At 38.1% G+C, this 15,887-nt stretch carries 15 protein-coding genes and 1 pseudogene; 12 read left to right on the top strand and 4 right to left on the bottom strand.

Annotated features, from left to right (window positions below):
* The 3 genes and pseudogenes from H4J76_RS18120 to H4J76_RS18110 all read right to left on the bottom strand — a co-directional run.
* A pseudogene (locus H4J76_RS18120) lies at window positions 1–247 on the bottom strand (transposase); the annotation flags it as partial.
* A gap of 122 nt (window positions 248–369) precedes the next feature.
* Complete coding sequence (locus H4J76_RS18115; protein ID WP_220466056.1) at window positions 370–1,620, bottom strand: EAL and HDOD domain-containing protein; 1,251 nt, start codon at window positions 1,618–1,620, stop codon at window positions 370–372.
* A gap of 273 nt (window positions 1,621–1,893) precedes the next feature.
* The gene (locus H4J76_RS18110; protein ID WP_182231056.1) at window positions 1,894–2,787 is read right to left on the bottom strand and encodes a mechanosensitive ion channel family protein; all 894 of its coding nucleotides are present in this window, start codon (window positions 2,785–2,787) and stop codon (window positions 1,894–1,896) included.
* Window positions 2,788–3,002: 215 nt separating this feature from the next.
* Between H4J76_RS18110 and H4J76_RS18105 the strand changes: the two genes are divergently transcribed.
* The 10 genes from H4J76_RS18105 (at window position 3,003) to rpoS (ending at window position 10,441) form a co-directional block, all read left to right on the top strand.
* A complete protein-coding gene (locus tag H4J76_RS18105) occupies window positions 3,003–3,620 on the top strand; it encodes a hypothetical protein (protein ID WP_182216938.1) in 618 nt (205 codons plus the stop codon).
* A gap of 112 nt (window positions 3,621–3,732) precedes the next feature.
* On the top strand, window positions 3,733–4,035 hold the full coding sequence (ftsB, locus tag H4J76_RS18100) for a cell division protein FtsB (RefSeq protein ID WP_070374505.1): 303 nt from the start codon (window positions 3,733–3,735) through the stop codon (window positions 4,033–4,035).
* Window positions 4,036–4,042: 7 nt separating this feature from the next.
* A complete protein-coding gene (gene ispD, locus H4J76_RS18095; protein ID WP_182231055.1) occupies window positions 4,043–4,801 on the top strand; it encodes a 2-C-methyl-D-erythritol 4-phosphate cytidylyltransferase in 759 nt (252 codons plus the stop codon).
* Window positions 4,798–5,298 (top strand): 2-C-methyl-D-erythritol 2,4-cyclodiphosphate synthase, encoded by a 501-nt coding sequence (ispF, locus tag H4J76_RS18090; RefSeq protein ID WP_182231054.1) that lies wholly within the window; start codon window positions 4,798–4,800, stop codon window positions 5,296–5,298. The genes ispD and ispF overlap by 4 nt, the downstream gene beginning before the upstream one ends.
* A 1-nt stretch (window position 5,299) precedes the next feature.
* Window positions 5,300–6,334, top strand: coding sequence for a tRNA pseudouridine(13) synthase TruD (gene truD / locus H4J76_RS18085; RefSeq protein WP_182222728.1), 1,035 nt, complete (start codon window positions 5,300–5,302; stop codon window positions 6,332–6,334).
* Window positions 6,334–7,080 carry a 5'/3'-nucleotidase SurE gene (gene surE, locus H4J76_RS18080; protein WP_182222729.1) on the top strand — a complete coding sequence of 249 codons (747 nt, stop codon included), beginning with the start codon at window positions 6,334–6,336 and terminating at the stop codon, window positions 7,078–7,080. The genes truD and surE overlap by 1 nt, the downstream gene beginning before the upstream one ends.
* A gap of 101 nt (window positions 7,081–7,181) precedes the next feature.
* Window positions 7,182–7,820 carry a protein-L-isoaspartate(D-aspartate) O-methyltransferase gene (locus tag H4J76_RS18075; protein WP_404842419.1) on the top strand — a complete coding sequence of 213 codons (639 nt, stop codon included), beginning with the start codon at window positions 7,182–7,184 and terminating at the stop codon, window positions 7,818–7,820.
* A gap of 142 nt (window positions 7,821–7,962) precedes the next feature.
* Window positions 7,963–8,541: a YqaA family protein gene (locus tag H4J76_RS18070; protein WP_182222730.1), complete on the top strand. Its 579-nt coding sequence runs from the start codon at window positions 7,963–7,965 to the stop codon at window positions 8,539–8,541.
* Window positions 8,542–8,570: 29 nt separating this feature from the next.
* Window positions 8,571–9,431 (top strand): peptidoglycan DD-metalloendopeptidase family protein, encoded by an 861-nt coding sequence (locus H4J76_RS18065; protein WP_220465347.1) that lies wholly within the window; start codon window positions 8,571–8,573, stop codon window positions 9,429–9,431.
* A gap of 86 nt (window positions 9,432–9,517) precedes the next feature.
* Window positions 9,518–10,441 (top strand): RNA polymerase sigma factor RpoS, encoded by a 924-nt coding sequence (rpoS, locus tag H4J76_RS18060; RefSeq protein ID WP_182216949.1) that lies wholly within the window; start codon window positions 9,518–9,520, stop codon window positions 10,439–10,441.
* Window positions 10,442–10,505: 64 nt separating this feature from the next.
* Here rpoS and mutS read toward each other — a convergent pair whose 3' ends face one another.
* Window positions 10,506–13,085: a DNA mismatch repair protein MutS gene (gene mutS / locus H4J76_RS18055; protein WP_182231057.1), complete on the bottom strand. Its 2,580-nt coding sequence runs from the start codon at window positions 13,083–13,085 to the stop codon at window positions 10,506–10,508.
* 337 nt (window positions 13,086–13,422) lie between these two features.
* Here mutS and recA point away from each other — a divergent pair, with 337 nt between their 5' ends.
* Window positions 13,423–14,460 (top strand): recombinase RecA, encoded by a 1,038-nt coding sequence (recA, locus tag H4J76_RS18050; protein ID WP_182216951.1) that lies wholly within the window; start codon window positions 13,423–13,425, stop codon window positions 14,458–14,460.
* 454 nt (window positions 14,461–14,914) lie between these two features.
* Window positions 14,915–15,862 carry a homoserine O-succinyltransferase gene (metA, locus tag H4J76_RS18045; protein ID WP_182231053.1) on the top strand — a complete coding sequence of 316 codons (948 nt, stop codon included), beginning with the start codon at window positions 14,915–14,917 and terminating at the stop codon, window positions 15,860–15,862.
* The last annotated feature ends 25 nt before the right edge of the window (window positions 15,863–15,887 follow it).

Genomic DNA, 15,887 nt, shown 5'->3' with positions numbered 1-15,887 from the left:
CTTTTTCACTATCAACATGAAGGACTAAATGTAAGTGATTATTCATGACAGCGTGAGCACAAATATCAATAGCAAACACCTGAGATAATGTAAAAATGCGTTGTTCAATCCAATGACGCCTGTGCTCATAACTGATACCGGTTTCTTTATCAATACCACATAAAAAGGCTTTTCGAACGGTTTGACTGCAAATATGATAATACGGCGTATCAGATAAACTGATTTGTTGTGAACGAGGCTTGGGCATAATAATCACCACACTTATAAGAGGGTAAACTAAGTGTAGTTTATTGTTGAAAAAACAAACAAGTTATTGTGGGTGGCTTAATAGGCGGGGATTTATTTTCCATATGTTTTCTAATGAATATTTTATGATGTTTTGTAGGCTGATAACCATTGATAGGCCTTATTACAAGTTGATATTAAATTGGCAGGATCTACATTGTAAAGATCAATGAAAATATTAATGGTATCCCAGTCTCCTTCGGTATAAGCAACGACAAATGCGAGACACTCTGCCAAGCTACCTGTTTGATCGATTAAGGCAATTTTTATCTCTTTGGCAAGTGGCATCGACAACAAAATTTTCTCCATTGGTCGATCTAGGATCGCATCAATGGTAGAAAATAATCCTGTTAAAAATGCATACTCAGTGAGTTGCTTTAATCCCATTATTTTAGCAAACTGCTCACAAAGTCGGGCTCTTAGAATAGTATTTTGAATAAGTACTGTCGGTTTTTGTGGGTTGAGTTCTACCATAACTATCAGACATATAAATTTACGTAGTTGAACTTCTCCTAAATAAGCAATCGCTTGCTTGATAGATTTGACTTCGTTGGTGTGACCGAAAAAAATAGAGTTAACAAAGCGCAATAACTTGTAGGTTAAATCCATGTCATGCTCAAAATAACCTTCTAATTTTTTATAGCTATAACCCTCTTTCATCACCTCATGATAAATTGACATTAAAAAAGGGTGCGATGATTCAATTTCAACGCCAGTGAGTATTTCTGGCTTATAAAAAAAATATCCTTGAAAATATTCAAAACCAAGTTTTTTAGCCTGTAAAAATTCTTTATGTGTTTCTACTTTTTCTGCGAGTAATTTAATTTTGTATTTTCGAAAGTGAGGTAACAAATGAGCAATGGACGAAAGCGGTGTTTCAATAATGTCAATTTTTATCAGCTTAACAAGGGGTAAAAATCGATCCCATGCAGTACTATAAATAAAATCATCGAGTGCCAACGCATATCCTTGATGGAAAAGTTTAGTCAAAACGTCAAAATTCTCATCACTTGGTTCTGCTGTTTCTAGTATTTCAATAATAATATTTTTATATGGAGCCAAATTCACCAAATGGTCAGTAAGCATGGTCATTGGAAAATTGATTAATGCGGGTTTTCCTTCTGTCATTTCATCAAGGCCGATACTGAGATAACTGTTAACTAATAATTTTGCAGTGGCGATGTCCGGAGTAACGTCAGTGGGAAAACAATTTTTTTGGCTATCTCTAAATAATAATTCATAAGCTACGACATTTTTTTTCCTATTAAGAATTGGCTGTCTAGCTGTATAAATTTCGATGTCATTCTCCTTACTAGTCCCTACAACTAATAACAAGTGTAGTTTGATTTATGCGAAAAGTACTAAATAAAACTTTCACTTTATACGGGAGCTATCGATACAAAATCTAATATTAATTAACTTAACCCACGCACAGTTTAATGTCTCGAATGTGGCAAAATTTTCCATTGAGACTCAATCATCATTTAACGAGTGCTAGTTTCGAACATTATCCGCAGCTACAATTTTCCTCGAAAAAAAACCACTCAATGAGTGGTTTTTTTATGCGTTAAATTTATGCTGGAAAGTAAGACTTATCTAACCATTATACTAAGCTTGTGAGATTAAATGGACATCGCGTTGTGGGAACGGGATCTCGATATTGTTTTCTTTCAGGGCTAAGTAAATTGCTTTGTAGGCTTTAAATTTAGCATCATAATAATTAGCTGTGGGTGTCCATAAGCGTATCGAAATATTGATAGAGCTGTCAGCAAATTCGCTAATACCAATTTGTGGTTCGCGTGATTCTCCAACGATATTGAGTTCATCTATCGTTTTTTCTAAAATAGTAACCACTTGCAGTGGGTCTTCTTTATAGGCGATACCCACCGTTAACTCTAATAATGAGTCATGTTTGGAATTGTGTAATATCTCGCCAACAATATGTTTGTTCGGTATGGTGATCGCAACACTGTCTTGGTCATGAATTATGGTATAAGCCAGAAGAACTTCTTTGACTATGCCGGTAACACCGCGCACCGTTATGGTATCACCAACCACGAAGGGGCGAATAATAATAATATTAAAACCAGCGGCATAGTTAGCTAATAAACCTTGTAAGGCTAAACCTGCGCCAAGAGAAATGGCACCAATGGCAGCTATAAATGGCGTAACACTAATGCCTAATTTACTTAGCGAGATAACGGTTATCATAATGATGATAAGCATTTTGGTGGTACTGGCCAAAAACTGACTTAAGGTGATATCAAGTTTATGTTTTGTACATAGTCTCAATACAACATTGGATATTTTGCCTGCGACGATATAACCGAGCGCGAAAATGATGAAGGCGCCAATTAATTGGAAGGTATAATTAGCAAAAAAATCAACAATAATATTATAAATATAACTGACCTGATCTATTTCTTGTCGTAATAAATCGGTTGGTGCTAGAGAGAGTGTTTTTTCTGCTATTGGGCTTTCACTTGCTACTTTTTCAAACATATATTTTCCATGAGTTTTCGGTGTTAGATTATGTGGAGTTCAATTAACAGCATAGCGCTATTGGTTAATGTTAAGGGCGATAAAGCTAATAATATGCATGGTATTAGCCATAAATAAAGACTATCGCTTTATTTTATCTTTTTCACCCAATAGGTTATGCTTAAACTTCAGGTTGAATTCTACCCAGTAACGTATTAAAAAGCACTCAATTATTCATGAATGAACAAACCTCAATATGGCAAAGAGACTATCAATCAGCTGATTTTGCTGAGCTTTGTAATGCGCTATATGAAAGAGAGTTGGGGCAGTTGAGTATAGATCCTCTTTTATCAGCCTCATTGATGCAAGGGCGATTAAAAAGCTTGCCTCATTATATCAAGCGTACGGCAAATTCCATGTTACAGGTGCAAACACCCCTAAAGCTTGATGTGCAAAATGCAACTTGGTCAGCTAAACAAGGTGTACAGATGCCATTAAATGGTCAAGACAGCGAGTCAGTAAAGCAGTGGTATTTATCGGCAACGTTGCATCATGGCCTAGTGGTGCCTATTGCCAAAGATTCCACGATATTATTAGACTCTATTGACAGAATTGATCTTGAGCAACAGCGTTTTCGAACCAATCTTCATGGTTGGTTCTCTTTAACCGAGCTTGAACAAAACCAGGCAATAGGGCAGTTACTCAAACCGAATAAGAAAGTGATGACGGCAGCTTGTAGTGGCCATTGTTGGTTAAATGCCCATCGAGCAAACCCTTTAACACCGAGTTTGCGTGAGTTGTTATTATCTTGTGCCATTAACTGGCGTAACTTTAAGCAATCGTTAGCAATTTAATTTTTAAAAATTATAAATGCGTTAATAATGTTTACACCAGCAAACACCCATTTATAATGGCAACCGTACTGGTACTTCTCTGACTAAATTTTAGGCTTTACATTAGGTTTTTATGCGCGCTATAACCGTACTATTACTGGTTTTTTTGATGTTATTACAATACCGACTATGGTTCGGGAAAAATAGTGTGCCTGACTATCTAGCTTTGGAACAAGAAGTTCAACGTCAAGTAGCAGACAATGACAAGCTCAAACAACGTAATAAATTATTATATGCTGATACCGACGATTTAAAATCAGGCGTTGAAGCTATTGAAGAGCGCGCTCGAAATGAGTTAGGGATGATAAAAGAAAACGAAACATTCTTTCGTTTAATACCCTCTGAAAAAAACACCATGCAAATAGACCCGGAATAATAACGTTATGCTAATTAATCCAACAGAGCTCACTCAACAATTTATTGCTGTTGTCCCTGCCGCTGGTGCAGGTAAACGTATGCAGGCAAATTGCCCTAAGCAATATTTAACTATTGATAATAAAACGATTTTAGAACACACCATTGAACGCCTGTTAAGTCATCCGTCGATAAATAAAGTCATTATCGCGCTTAGTGCAAATGATGAATATTACCCACAAACTTCATTGATCAATAATGCTCAGGTTGAAACGGTTATTGGTGGCAAAGAACGAGTTGATTCAGTACTGGCTGGATTAACAGCGATTGACCCTGATCACTATTCTTGGGTCTTGGTGCATGATGCCGCGAGACCTTGTGTTACTCATGATGATATTTCAACGTTAATTGCTCGTTGCCTAGAAAAAGAAGTGGGCGGATTATTAGCTGCACCGGTGCGAGACACCATGAAACGATCGGTTTTGAGTACGTTAAATGGTCAGCAAGTTTTATCAACGGTAGCGCGAGAGCATTTATGGCACGCGCTAACACCACAAATGTTTCCCGTGCGAGAATTAAAAGCAGCGATTATTAATGGCCTTAATCAAGGAGCTGAACTCACTGATGAATCATCAGCAATTGAACGGGCTAATTTACCTAGTCTGTTAGTTTCGGCAAGCAGTGAAAATATAAAAATTACTCATCCAGATGATCTCGCTTTAGCCGCTTTTTTCTTAGCTAAGCAAAAACAACAGCAACAAAAACCAACATTACAGGAAACACCATGAGAATAGGTCACGGCTTTGATGTACACAAATTTGGTGGCAAAGGCCCTATTGTTTTAGCCGGTGTAGAAATAGATTATCCGCAAGGCTTTATTGCTCACTCGGATGGTGATGTTGCTATTCACGCTTTGTGTGACGCAATATTGGGTGCGCTTTGCTTAGCCGATATTGGTAATCACTTTCCCGATACAGATGGTCAGTATGAAAATATCGATAGTCGAATTTTATTAAAGCATGTGGTCGGTTTAATGATTGAAAAAGGCTATCAACTCGGTAATGCCGATATTACTATCGTTGCACAAGCCCCTAAAATAGCACCACATTTATTGGCGATGCGTACTTGCTTAAGTGAAGACTTACAAGCAGAGCTAGATCAAGTTAATGTAAAAGCAACCACGACTGAAAAGTTAGGTTATGCAGGTCGTAAAGAAGGTGTGGCTGTTCACGCTGTGGTTTTACTGACAAAATCTTCTGTAGCCGTTATAGAGAATAATCAATAAAATGAGCAAGTCATTACAATATTTATATACCCAACCGAATGCAACTGGCCAACTTCGTAGTGAAATGTCTGATTTTAAGGTCTTTGAAAAATTACCTTTTGAACCTTGCGGCGAAGGCGAACATTTATTTATTCACCTGAGAAAAACTGGCGCCAATACGCTGGTTGTTGCCCGAGAGTTGGCTAAATACTTTAAGGTAAAAGAAGGCTTAGTATCTTATGCCGGCTTAAAAGACAGATTTGCTGTTACCGAGCAGTGGTTCGGTATTCACCTACCAGGCAAAGCGATTTATGATTTAAGTGACTTAGCCATTGAAGGTGTTGAAGTTCTTTCCCAACAACGTCATAACAAAAAGTTACGCATCGGAGCGTTGTCAGGTAATCGCTTCGAATTAGTGTTACGTAATGTCAGTAATACCGATGATGTCTTACGCCGCTGGGCTGCGGTTAGCCAATTTGGTGTGCCTAACTACTTTGGTGAACAACGCTTTGGTATTAATGGCGGCAACCTTGAAAGAGCGTTGGAGTTATTTCAAGGTAAGAAAGTAAAAGATAAAAAGAAACGAGGCCTGTATTTATCGGCGGCTCGCTCAGAAATATTTAATCAAATAATCAGTACTCGTATTGAAAAAAATCAGTTTGAATCTTTACAAACGGGTGATGTTTTTATGTTAAGCGGTACACAGTCGGTATTTTTGGCTGATGAAATTGACGCAACCATTCGTCAACGCTTTCAAGAAAAAGATATCGACCTAACGGCTGTGCTGTGGGGCGCTGGCGAATTAATGTCGCAAGGTGAATCACAACAGCTAGAGCAGCAGGTTGCCGATGGTTACGCTGACTTTTGCCAAGGTTTAGCTAAGTTTGGTTTAAAGCAAGAACGACGTAGAATTAGGTTGTCGTTAACTGAAGGCAGTATAAAGTCGGTTGATGACACCATAACATTGAGCTTCTTTTTGCCTTCTGGTTGTTATGCAACCACCATTTTGCGTGAATTAATCAGTTATCAAGATATGACAGAGCGAGCGGTAAACTAATGAAAATATTACTCAGTAATGATGACGGTGTTCATGCTTTAGGCATTAAAGTTTTATACGACGAATTAGTAAAAATGGCTGAGGTAACGGTAGTCGCACCCGATAGAAACTGTAGTGGTGCCAGTAACTCTTTAACGCTAATGAACCCGCTACGCATTCAAACGTTAGACAATGGTTTCATTTCAGTAAACGGCACGCCAACCGATTCAGTTCATCTTGGTATCAGTCAGCTGGTTACACCTGATTTGGTTGTTGCCGGTATTAACTGTGGCGCAAACCTAGGCGATGATACTTTATATTCAGGTACGGTAGCGGCGGCAACAGAAGGGCGCCATATGGGAATGCCAGCAATCGCTGTTTCCTTGGTGGGTCAAAGTGAACAAAATTACCAAACAGCTGCCGTGGTTACGGCAAAATTTATTCAACGTTTACAATCTCATCCATTAGCCGTCGATCAAATTATCAATATTAATGTCCCTGATATTCCGCTTAGTGAATTAAAAGGTGTCAAGGTGACACGCTTGGGTAATCGTCATAAAGCAGAAATGATGGAAAAAACGCAAGACCCATGGCAACGTGATATATATTGGTACGGTCGATTAGGCCAAGAGCAAGACTGTGGCGAAGGTACAGACTTTCATGCTATTGCCAATGGTTATGCATCGATAACCCCGTTAACTGTTGATATGACCGCCCATGATAGTTTGGCATCGATCACTCGTTGGGTCGGCGACTTAATCATTTAAGTTACCGTTGAGTTATTGCTAAATTTTAGATAAATCACATGTTAATTTTAAAATAAAAAAAATAAAAAGAGCAGGTTATGAATGTAAGGGTAGGGAGCAATGTGAGCGGTAAATCACGTCGTAGCGGCGAGCTATTAGCGCAAAAATTATACGCAGAAGGGATACGTGATCAGCGGGTGTTGCAAGCGATTGCTCAATCACCTCGTCATATTTTTGTTCCTGAAATTTTAGCGCATAAAGCATACGACAATACGGCTTTGCCTATTGGGCAGGGACAAACTATTTCTCAACCTTATATAGTGGCAAAAATGTCAGAATTATTATTAGCGGACGGTGTCCCTGACAGCATTCTAGAAATAGGGACAGGGTCTGGTTATCAAACATCCATCCTTACACAATTGGTTGCTAAAGTTTTTTCGGTCGAGCGTATTAAGGCATTACAATGGCAGGCGAAACGTCGCTTACAATCAATAGATTTAAATAACGTCTCAATGAAGCACGGTGATGGCTGGCAAGGGTGGAGTAGTAAGTCTCCCTTTCAAGCGATTATTGTTACTGCAGCGCCAACCGAAGTGCCTAAGGCATTACTGGAACAGTTAGCTGATGGTGGGCGCTTAGTGATACCTGTTGGCACAGATACGCAAATACTAAAAGTTATTACTCGTCATGGCGATGAGTATAAAGAACAACAAGTTGAAATGGTTAAATTTGTACCGCTTGTACCCGGCGCGTTAATTTAATTTTTCATCGCTTGATATAAAAAGTTGTGCCAGTACGTTACTGCCATAGCCCTAGATTAGCTGCAGAGTATTGTGGTCTTTGCATAAATAAACTAAACAATATTACTCACTCTTTATTATCTGAAAAAAAGGTATGATTTAATTGAAAATTTTTTCAAAAATGTATGAATGGACACTTCGTTTTGCTGAACATAAATTTGCGCCAAGAATGTTGGCACTATTAACTTTTGCTGAATCTATATTTTTCCCTATTCCCCCTGATGTGCTTCTAGCACCCATGGTGCTGGCTAAACCACACAAAGCATGGTCTTACGCCACATTAACAACGATAGCTTCAATTTTGGGAGGCTCTGTTGGTTATTTACTCGGTTATTATATGTTTGAACCTTGGATACAACCGGCAATTACCGCTATGGGTAAGCAAGACGCTTTTGACGCCGTTGTGCTGTGGTTTCAGCAGTGGGGTGTTTGGGTCGTCTTTATTGCTGGATTTTCACCGATCCCTTATAAATTATTCACAGTCAGTGCTGGCTTCTTACATATGGCTTTTCTGCCGTTTTTAATTGCTTCAGCAATTGGTCGTGGAATGCGATTTTTCTTGGTTGCCGGTATTATTCGCTGGGGAGGGGCCGCCATGGAACAAAAGATAAGACAATGGGTAGATATACTGGGTTGGCTAATTGTTGCGCTTATTGTTGTGGCCTATTTTGTTTTACGTTAAATGAATACAGACAACGCTAGGATGGTTTTTTGATTTTAAATCGTGAAAATTATGCTCTATTAAGCACTAAAAAAATCACTTATGTGGTTTTTTTAGTGCTTAGTTTGTCTGTGGTAAGTTGTTCTTCTAACCATAAACCGGCCCCCGTTGTTGATGTTCAAGGCTCAGTTCCATTAAGTAAGCGTGTTAAAAATAGCTTAAAAGGTCGCGAGTACATCGTTAAAAAAGGTGAAACCTTATATTCTATTGCTTGGCGAGCTAATGTTGATATTAGTAGCTTAGCCACTTTTAATAATCTGGTATCTCCTTACAAAATATTCCCTGGACAAAAATTATTTTTAGTTAAAAATTCGAGCCAAGCCACTAGTAATATAGCGCGCAATGAAAAGCCGAAAAGTAACATACCAACAAGGGTAAAAAAACCTGTTGCATCAAATAAAAAGCAGGCGTATGGTAAAAATGTAAGAGGGCAAAAAGTAAACAATAAAACCTCTGCAAATGGCACAAGTTTTTCTCAAAAAATAAGAAATTGGTTGTGGCCTGCTCAAGGAAAAGTTATTGAAGGTTTTTCTACAGCAAAACAAGGTAACAAAGGAATAAACATCGCAGGTATACGTGGTGACTCGATTAAATCGACAGCTGATGGCGTGGTGGTTTATGCCGGAGATGCTTTACGAGGATACGGTCAGCTAATTATTGTTAAACATAATGATGATTACCTTAGTGCTTATGCTCATAACGATAGTATCTTAGTGAAAGAACAACAGTCGGTAAAAGCGGGTCAGGTTATAGCGAAAATGGGTGATACAGACGCTGAAAGAGTCATGCTTCATTTTGAAGTTCGCTTTCGTGGTAAATCAGTAAACCCTATGAAGTACCTGTCTAAATAACAACAAATAATAATAATAATAAATTGGAGTTAGTGTGCATATTTAATCATTGATAGTTGGCTTTGCTAAATCTTGGGAGATACAGCATGAGTATAGAAAAAGAATTGGTAAGTACTAGTGTAGATAAAAAAGAATCAACTAGATCATCATCTAAAGATAGAGAAGATGTACCATCGAATTTAGACGCCACTCAATTATATTTAAGCGAAATTGGATTTTCTCCATTACTTAGCGCTGAAGAAGAAGTGTACTTTTCTCGCCTTGCCCTTAAAGGTGATGAACCCTCAAGAAAACGCATGATCGAAAGTAATCTGCGTTTAGTTGTTAAAATTTCCCGTCGTTATAATAATCGTGGTTTACCCTTACTTGACCTTATTGAAGAAGGTAACTTAGGTTTGATCCGCGCAGTAGAAAAATTTGATCCCGAACGTGGATTTCGTTTTTCAACTTATGCAACATGGTGGATACGTCAAACGATTGAACGTGCTATTATGAATCAAACACGCACTATTCGTCTCCCTATCCATGTCGTTAAAGAACTCAACATTTATTTACGCACTTCGCGTGAATTAGTACAAAAGCTTGATCACGAACCTACCGCAGAAGATATTGCTGAAGCGCTTGATGTGCCAGTCGCTAATGTCACTAAAATGCTGCGTCTAAATGAACGTATGACCTCAGTCGATTCCCCCTTCGGTGGTGAAAACGATAAAGTATTACTTGATGTGATCCCGGATGATAAAAGTGGTGGTCCAGAAGGTAGCTTGCAAACATCTGACATTAAAAATAATATTATTCACTGGTTAAACGAACTTAACTCTAAGCAACGTGAAGTACTTGCCCGTCGTTTTGGCTTATTAGGATATGAAGCGGCAACATTAGAAGATGTTGGCGTAGAAATTGGTTTAACACGTGAACGTGTTCGTCAAATTCAAGTTGAAGCGCTTAAGCGTTTACGTGATATTTTAAGTCAACAAGACTTATCGATTGAAGCCTTGTTTCAAGCGTAGATATTTTAGCTTCGATAAAACAAAAAACCAGCAATTGCTGGTTTTTTTTACTTATTATTAAGGGCTACATTTTACTTTTAAACTCAAATAATAAATCTAATGCTTGTTTGGGGGTTAAATCGTTTACATCAATTGATGACAATGACTCGAGTACGGGGTGAGTGTTATCAATAAATGAAAGTTGCTCAAAGGGTTGTTGTTCGACATTGATAACAGAAGGAGTTTGTTGTCTTTCCAGTTCAGCCAAGCGTTGTTTAGCCCGTTGAATAACGGTCTTAGGCACACCGGCAAGTTGTGCAACCTGTAAGCCAAAGCTCTTACTTGCAGCGCCTTCTTGAACGGTATGCATAAAGACGATGGTATCACCATGCTCAACCGCATCTAAATGAACATTAACCAAGCTTGGTATCTGATCGGCTAACAGGGTTAGCTCAAAATAATGACTAGCGAATAAAGTAAAGGCTTTAGTTTTAATCGCCAGCATTTCAGCGCAAGCCCAAGCAAGAGATAAACCGTCATAAGTACTGGTTCCTCTGCCTATTTCATCAAGTAACACTAAACTTTTTTCTGTTGCATTATGGAGAATGTTTGCGGTTTCTGTCATTTCAACCATAAAGGTTGAACGACCACTCGCTAGGTCGTCAGAAGCGCCAATACGGGTAAATATTCGATCAACCATACTAATGTTTGCCGCATCAGCAGGGACATAGCAACCAATATGAGCCAATAAAACAATGAGCGCTGTTTGACGCATATAGGTTGATTTACCGCCCATATTAGGACCCGTAATGATCAACATCTTACGTTCATTATTTAAAGTAACTGGATTAGCAATAAAGGGCTCACTAGTCATTAACTCAACGACAGGATGACGACCGGCTTTAATCTCAATACCGTCATTTTGGCTTAGACTTGGTTTAACATAATTTAGGCTTTCTGCGCGTTCTGCAAAGGTATTTAAAACGTCTAGTTCTGCGACAGCTTGAGCAAGTAATTGCAGTTTTTCTAAATCAGGTAATACTAAATCGAACAATTCATCATATAAACGTTTTTCTAAGGCGAGAAACTTACTCTGTGCGCTAAGCACTTTTTCTTCGTGTTGCTTTAGTTCATTGGTAATAAAACGTTCGTTATTTTTTAAGGTTTGTCGGCGAATATAATCATCAGGTACATCGTTCGCGGCAGTACGACTCATTTCAATAAAGAAGCCATGAACCCTGTTATAGCCTACTTTTAAGGAACTAATACCGGTACGTTCTTTTTCACGCGCTTCGAGTTGGGCAAGAAATTCAGTTGCTCCATCACTTAAGTCACGTAAGACATCAAGTTCTTCATGATAGCCTTTGGCAATAACGCCACCATCACGGATAAGAACGGGTGGGTTTTCAACTAAAGCATGCTGTAATAAGTCGTGTAAGTCGGGTATTGGAAAGCTTTTTGACGCTAATTCAGTGATATGTGCTTGCTGACAAGTTTGTAAATGTTGCTGAAGTTCAGGCAATTGACTTAAAGCATTACGTAAACGAGCAAAATCTCTTGGACGCGCAGAGCGTAAGGCAATGCGAGAAACAATACGCTCAATGTCACCAAAAGATTTAAGTTGGCTAAATAATTCAGCCGTTAAATCTTGTGACAATAGTTCACTAATTGCATTTTGACGTGCAGTTAATATGTTTAAATCACGTAAAGGAAAATGTAACCAACGTTTTAGTAATCTAGAACCCATTGGTGTCGCTGACTTGTCTAATACCGATGCTAGGGTATTTTCAAAGCCACCTTGTAAGTTTTGCGTGAGTTCTAAATTACGACGAGTTGCCGCATCTAAAATGACACCAGAAGCAGAAGACTCACAAATAATGGCTCGAATGTGAGGAAGCGCACTGCGTTGACATTCTTTTACATATTGAAATAAACAACCAGCAGCCATTAAGCCTAATGATTTATCACCAACACCAAAGCCAGAAAGTTCTTTAGTGCCAAATTGTGTATTTAGTAAATTAGTAGCTGTGTCTAAATCAAACTCCCATTCAGGTCTTCTTCTTAATCCTTGATAGCCTTTTAGTAACTCTGGCACTGAGAACGATTCACTGTAGAGTAATTCAGCAGGAGATAAACGCTGTAGTTCAGCTTGTAACTGTTCAATGGTATTTGGCTCAGTCAGTACAAAGCGACCACTGGTCATATCAAGATAAGACAGCCCAAAGCGTTGCGATGACTTATTATGACCTTCACTTACCGCAACAATTAGGTTGTCATGTTTATCAAGTAATAATGCTTCATCACTCACCGTACCTGGGGTAATAACCCTAACAACTTTACGTTCAACAGGGCCTTTACTGGTTGCTGGGTCACCAATTTGTTCACAAATGGCAACAGATTCACCCAGTTGTACTAATTTTGCTAGATAATTTTCCACCGCATGATAGGGAACGCCCGCCATAGGTATTGCATTGCCACCTGTCTTGCCGCGAGCGGTTAATGAAATGTCGAGCAAATCAGATGCTTTTTTCGCATCATCAAAAAATAACTCGTAAAAGTCACCCATGCGATAAAAAATTAAAATATGAGGGAACTCAGCTTTAATGGTTAAGTACTGGCGCATCATAGGTGTGTGTGAGGATAAGTCTAAGTTTGCTGTCGTCATTTCTATGCGGTAACTCATAAGTTCAATGAAAGAGTAAGGTGGCAATTATGCCATAACTGGCAAATTTAGACTCTATTTATTTAACTAAAACTTTTACTGGATACGATAAAGTTTAGGCAAGGATTTTACCGTGATAATATAAATAGTAACTTTTTGATGAGTAATAGTTAAAAGTTATTGATGCTTGTTATTTTATTACTTATCAATTACTTAAAAGTCACCTTGTTTTGTTTTTGATAATATAATTAAAATAGTTGTAAAAAAGCTTGATACTGTACGGTCATACAGTATACTTGCTTCATCAAAACGAAATCTTAGCAACATCGGCGGAACAAACATGAAAGATGATAAAGAAAAAGCATTAGCAGCAGCATTAAGTCAAATTGAAAGACAATTTGGTAAAGGCTCAATTATGAAGCTTGGTGATAATAACACCATGGATGTTGAAACCATTTCTACAGGTTCATTGGCGCTTGATGTTGCACTCGGTGCGGGTGGTTTGCCACTTGGGCGTGTTGTTGAAATTTATGGTCCTGAATCAAGTGGTAAAACAACGTTAACGCTTGAAGTTATTGCTGAAGCTCAGCGTAACGGTAAGGTTTGTGCCTTTGTTGATGCTGAGCATGCACTTGACCCTATTTATGCTGAAAAGTTAGGTGTTAACATCAACGAATTACTTGTTTCTCAGCCTGATACCGGTGAGCAAGCATTGGAAATTTGTGACATGCTAACGCGTTCAGGTGCTATAGACGTTATTGTTGTCGATTCTGTTGCTGCACTTACACCAAAAGCAGAAATTGAAGGCGATATGGGTGACTCTCATATGGGATTACAAGCCCGTATGCTTTCACAAGCAATGCGTAAGTTGACAGGTAACTTGAAAAAATCAAATACCATGATTATTTTCATTAACCAAATTCGTATGAAAATTGGTGTAATGTTTGGTTCTCCTGAAACCACAACGGGTGGTAATGCACTTAAGTTTTATGCTTCTGTTCGTTTAGATATTCGACGTATCGGTGCTGTAAAAGCAGGCGACGAAATTATTGGTAACGAAACTCGCGTAAAAGTGGTTAAAAACAAAATAGCGCCTCCTTTTAAACAAGCAGAATTTCAGATTTTATATGGCGAAGGTATTAACAGCTTAGGTGAATTAATTGATTTAGGCGTTTTGCATAACATGGTTGAAAAAGCCGGTTCTTGGTATAGCTACAATGGCGATCGTATTGGCCAAGGTAAAGCAAATGCGGCTAAATCTTTAGCAGAAAAACCTGAAATGGCAAAAGAACTTGATAAGCGTTTACGCGACTTACTGTTAATTAAAAGTGTAAGAGCAAGTGAAAAACCAGCTAAAGAAGAAGAAGCTGTAGAATAAACATTACACATTAAACATAAAAGTTTAAACAATTATTAAGCCACTGTATTTACAGTGGCTTTTTTATATCTAATTAATGACTTTGCTCTCTTATGCCATCGTTCTTTAATAGGCTGATATAGTGTTTTACCTAAGCATCTTTACTGCCCGAATACCCCCCCTTTTTCTACGTAGCACTCTATTAGGTTAGTTCCACCAATATTTACTCGCTAGGGTTATAGATGACAAATAATATTAACGTAAAAAACATTATAGACGTCTATACGTTTAGATGTTGACATAGCTAAAAATACACGTACCATAAAATGATAATATTTATATATCCGTTATCATTCGTAGTGCTCGAGTTAGTCGAAACCTGTATGTTGATTGGTAGCCATAATATAAGTTAATAAATGAAAGTAGAGAACGAAGTGTTCATGCTTGTTTGACATTATTTGATTAGGTAAACGCTATGCCCATTAAAATTCCAGATTTATTACCTGCTTTGTCTATTTTAGGTGAAGAAAATATTTTTGTAATGTCTGAGCGTAGAGCGGCAAGTCAAGAAATTCGCCCAATGAAAGTCGCTATTCTCAATCTAATGCCTAATAAAATTGAAACAGAAGTTCAAATATTACGGGTATTGTCTAATACACCTTTACAAATAAATGTCGATTTTGTACGTATTCACGCCAATGAATCCAAACATACGCCGAAAGAGCACTTAGATAATTTTTACCGCCTCTTTGATGACATTAAAAATACTCAATACGATGGCTTAATTATAACCGGTGCACCATTGGCGTTAATGGAATACGAAAAAGTAACCTTCTGGGATAAAATTTGTGAAATATTTGATTGGGCTGAAGAAAATGTCACCTCAACAATGTTTTCTTGTTGGGCTGCTCATGCCGCTCTATATCATCACTATGGATTGCGACGACATTTAAGAAAAGAAAAATTATCTGGTGTTTTTCAGCATAGCCCTGTTGACCAAAAAGAACAGCTTACCCGCGGCTTTGAAGAATTTTTTAATGTCCCACACTCACGATTTGGATATATTGATAAGTCTGATTACCTATCAATTCCTGAATTAAAGATTGTTGCTGAATCTCCACAAGCAGGCGTTTATGTGGTCGCGAGCAAAAATAAACAGCAGGTCTATTTAACTGGTCATCCAGAATATGACTCAACCACGCTAGATGAAGAGTTTCAACGTGACCTTAAGGCTGATGTTGATGCAGTTATGCCCAATAATTACTATATTAATGATGATATAACAAAAGTGCCACACAGTTCATGGCGTAGTCATGCCAGTTTATTATTTACTAATTGGCTAAACTATTATGTCTATCAGATCACACCGTACAAGCTAGACGCAACAAATATTAAAGCAATACACCCAGACGCAGAAATATAAACAGTGTCGGATATATCTAGCCATT

Source organism: Colwellia sp. BRX9-1, assembly GCF_014077195.1.
GTDB lineage: Bacteria > Pseudomonadota > Gammaproteobacteria > Enterobacterales > Alteromonadaceae > Colwellia_A.
This window is presented reverse-complemented; position numbering and strand designations above follow the sequence as displayed.

Bases quoted from the DNA above. Each gene is read 5' to 3' on its own strand.
- rpoS (WP_182216949.1), top strand. From the start codon at position 9,518: ATGAGTATAGAAAAAGAATTGGTAAGTACTAGTGTAGATAAAAAAGAA.
- mutS (WP_182231057.1), bottom strand. From the start codon at position 13,085: ATGACGACAGCAAACTTAGACTTATCCTCACACACACCTATGATGCGC.
- recA (WP_182216951.1), top strand. From the start codon at position 13,423: ATGAAAGATGATAAAGAAAAAGCATTAGCAGCAGCATTAAGTCAAATT.
- surE (WP_182222729.1), top strand. From the start codon at position 6,334: ATGAAAATATTACTCAGTAATGATGACGGTGTTCATGCTTTAGGCATT.
- H4J76_RS18110 (WP_182231056.1), bottom strand. From the start codon at position 2,787: ATGTTTGAAAAAGTAGCAAGTGAAAGCCCAATAGCAGAAAAAACACTC.
- metA (WP_182231053.1), top strand. From the start codon at position 14,915: ATGCCCATTAAAATTCCAGATTTATTACCTGCTTTGTCTATTTTAGGT.
- ispD (WP_182231055.1), top strand. From the start codon at position 4,043: ATGCTAATTAATCCAACAGAGCTCACTCAACAATTTATTGCTGTTGTC.
- truD (WP_182222728.1), top strand. From the start codon at position 5,300: ATGAGCAAGTCATTACAATATTTATATACCCAACCGAATGCAACTGGC.
- H4J76_RS18105 (WP_182216938.1), top strand. From the start codon at position 3,003: ATGAATGAACAAACCTCAATATGGCAAAGAGACTATCAATCAGCTGAT.
- ftsB (WP_070374505.1), top strand. From the start codon at position 3,733: ATGCGCGCTATAACCGTACTATTACTGGTTTTTTTGATGTTATTACAA.
- ispF (WP_182231054.1), top strand. From the start codon at position 4,798: ATGAGAATAGGTCACGGCTTTGATGTACACAAATTTGGTGGCAAAGGC.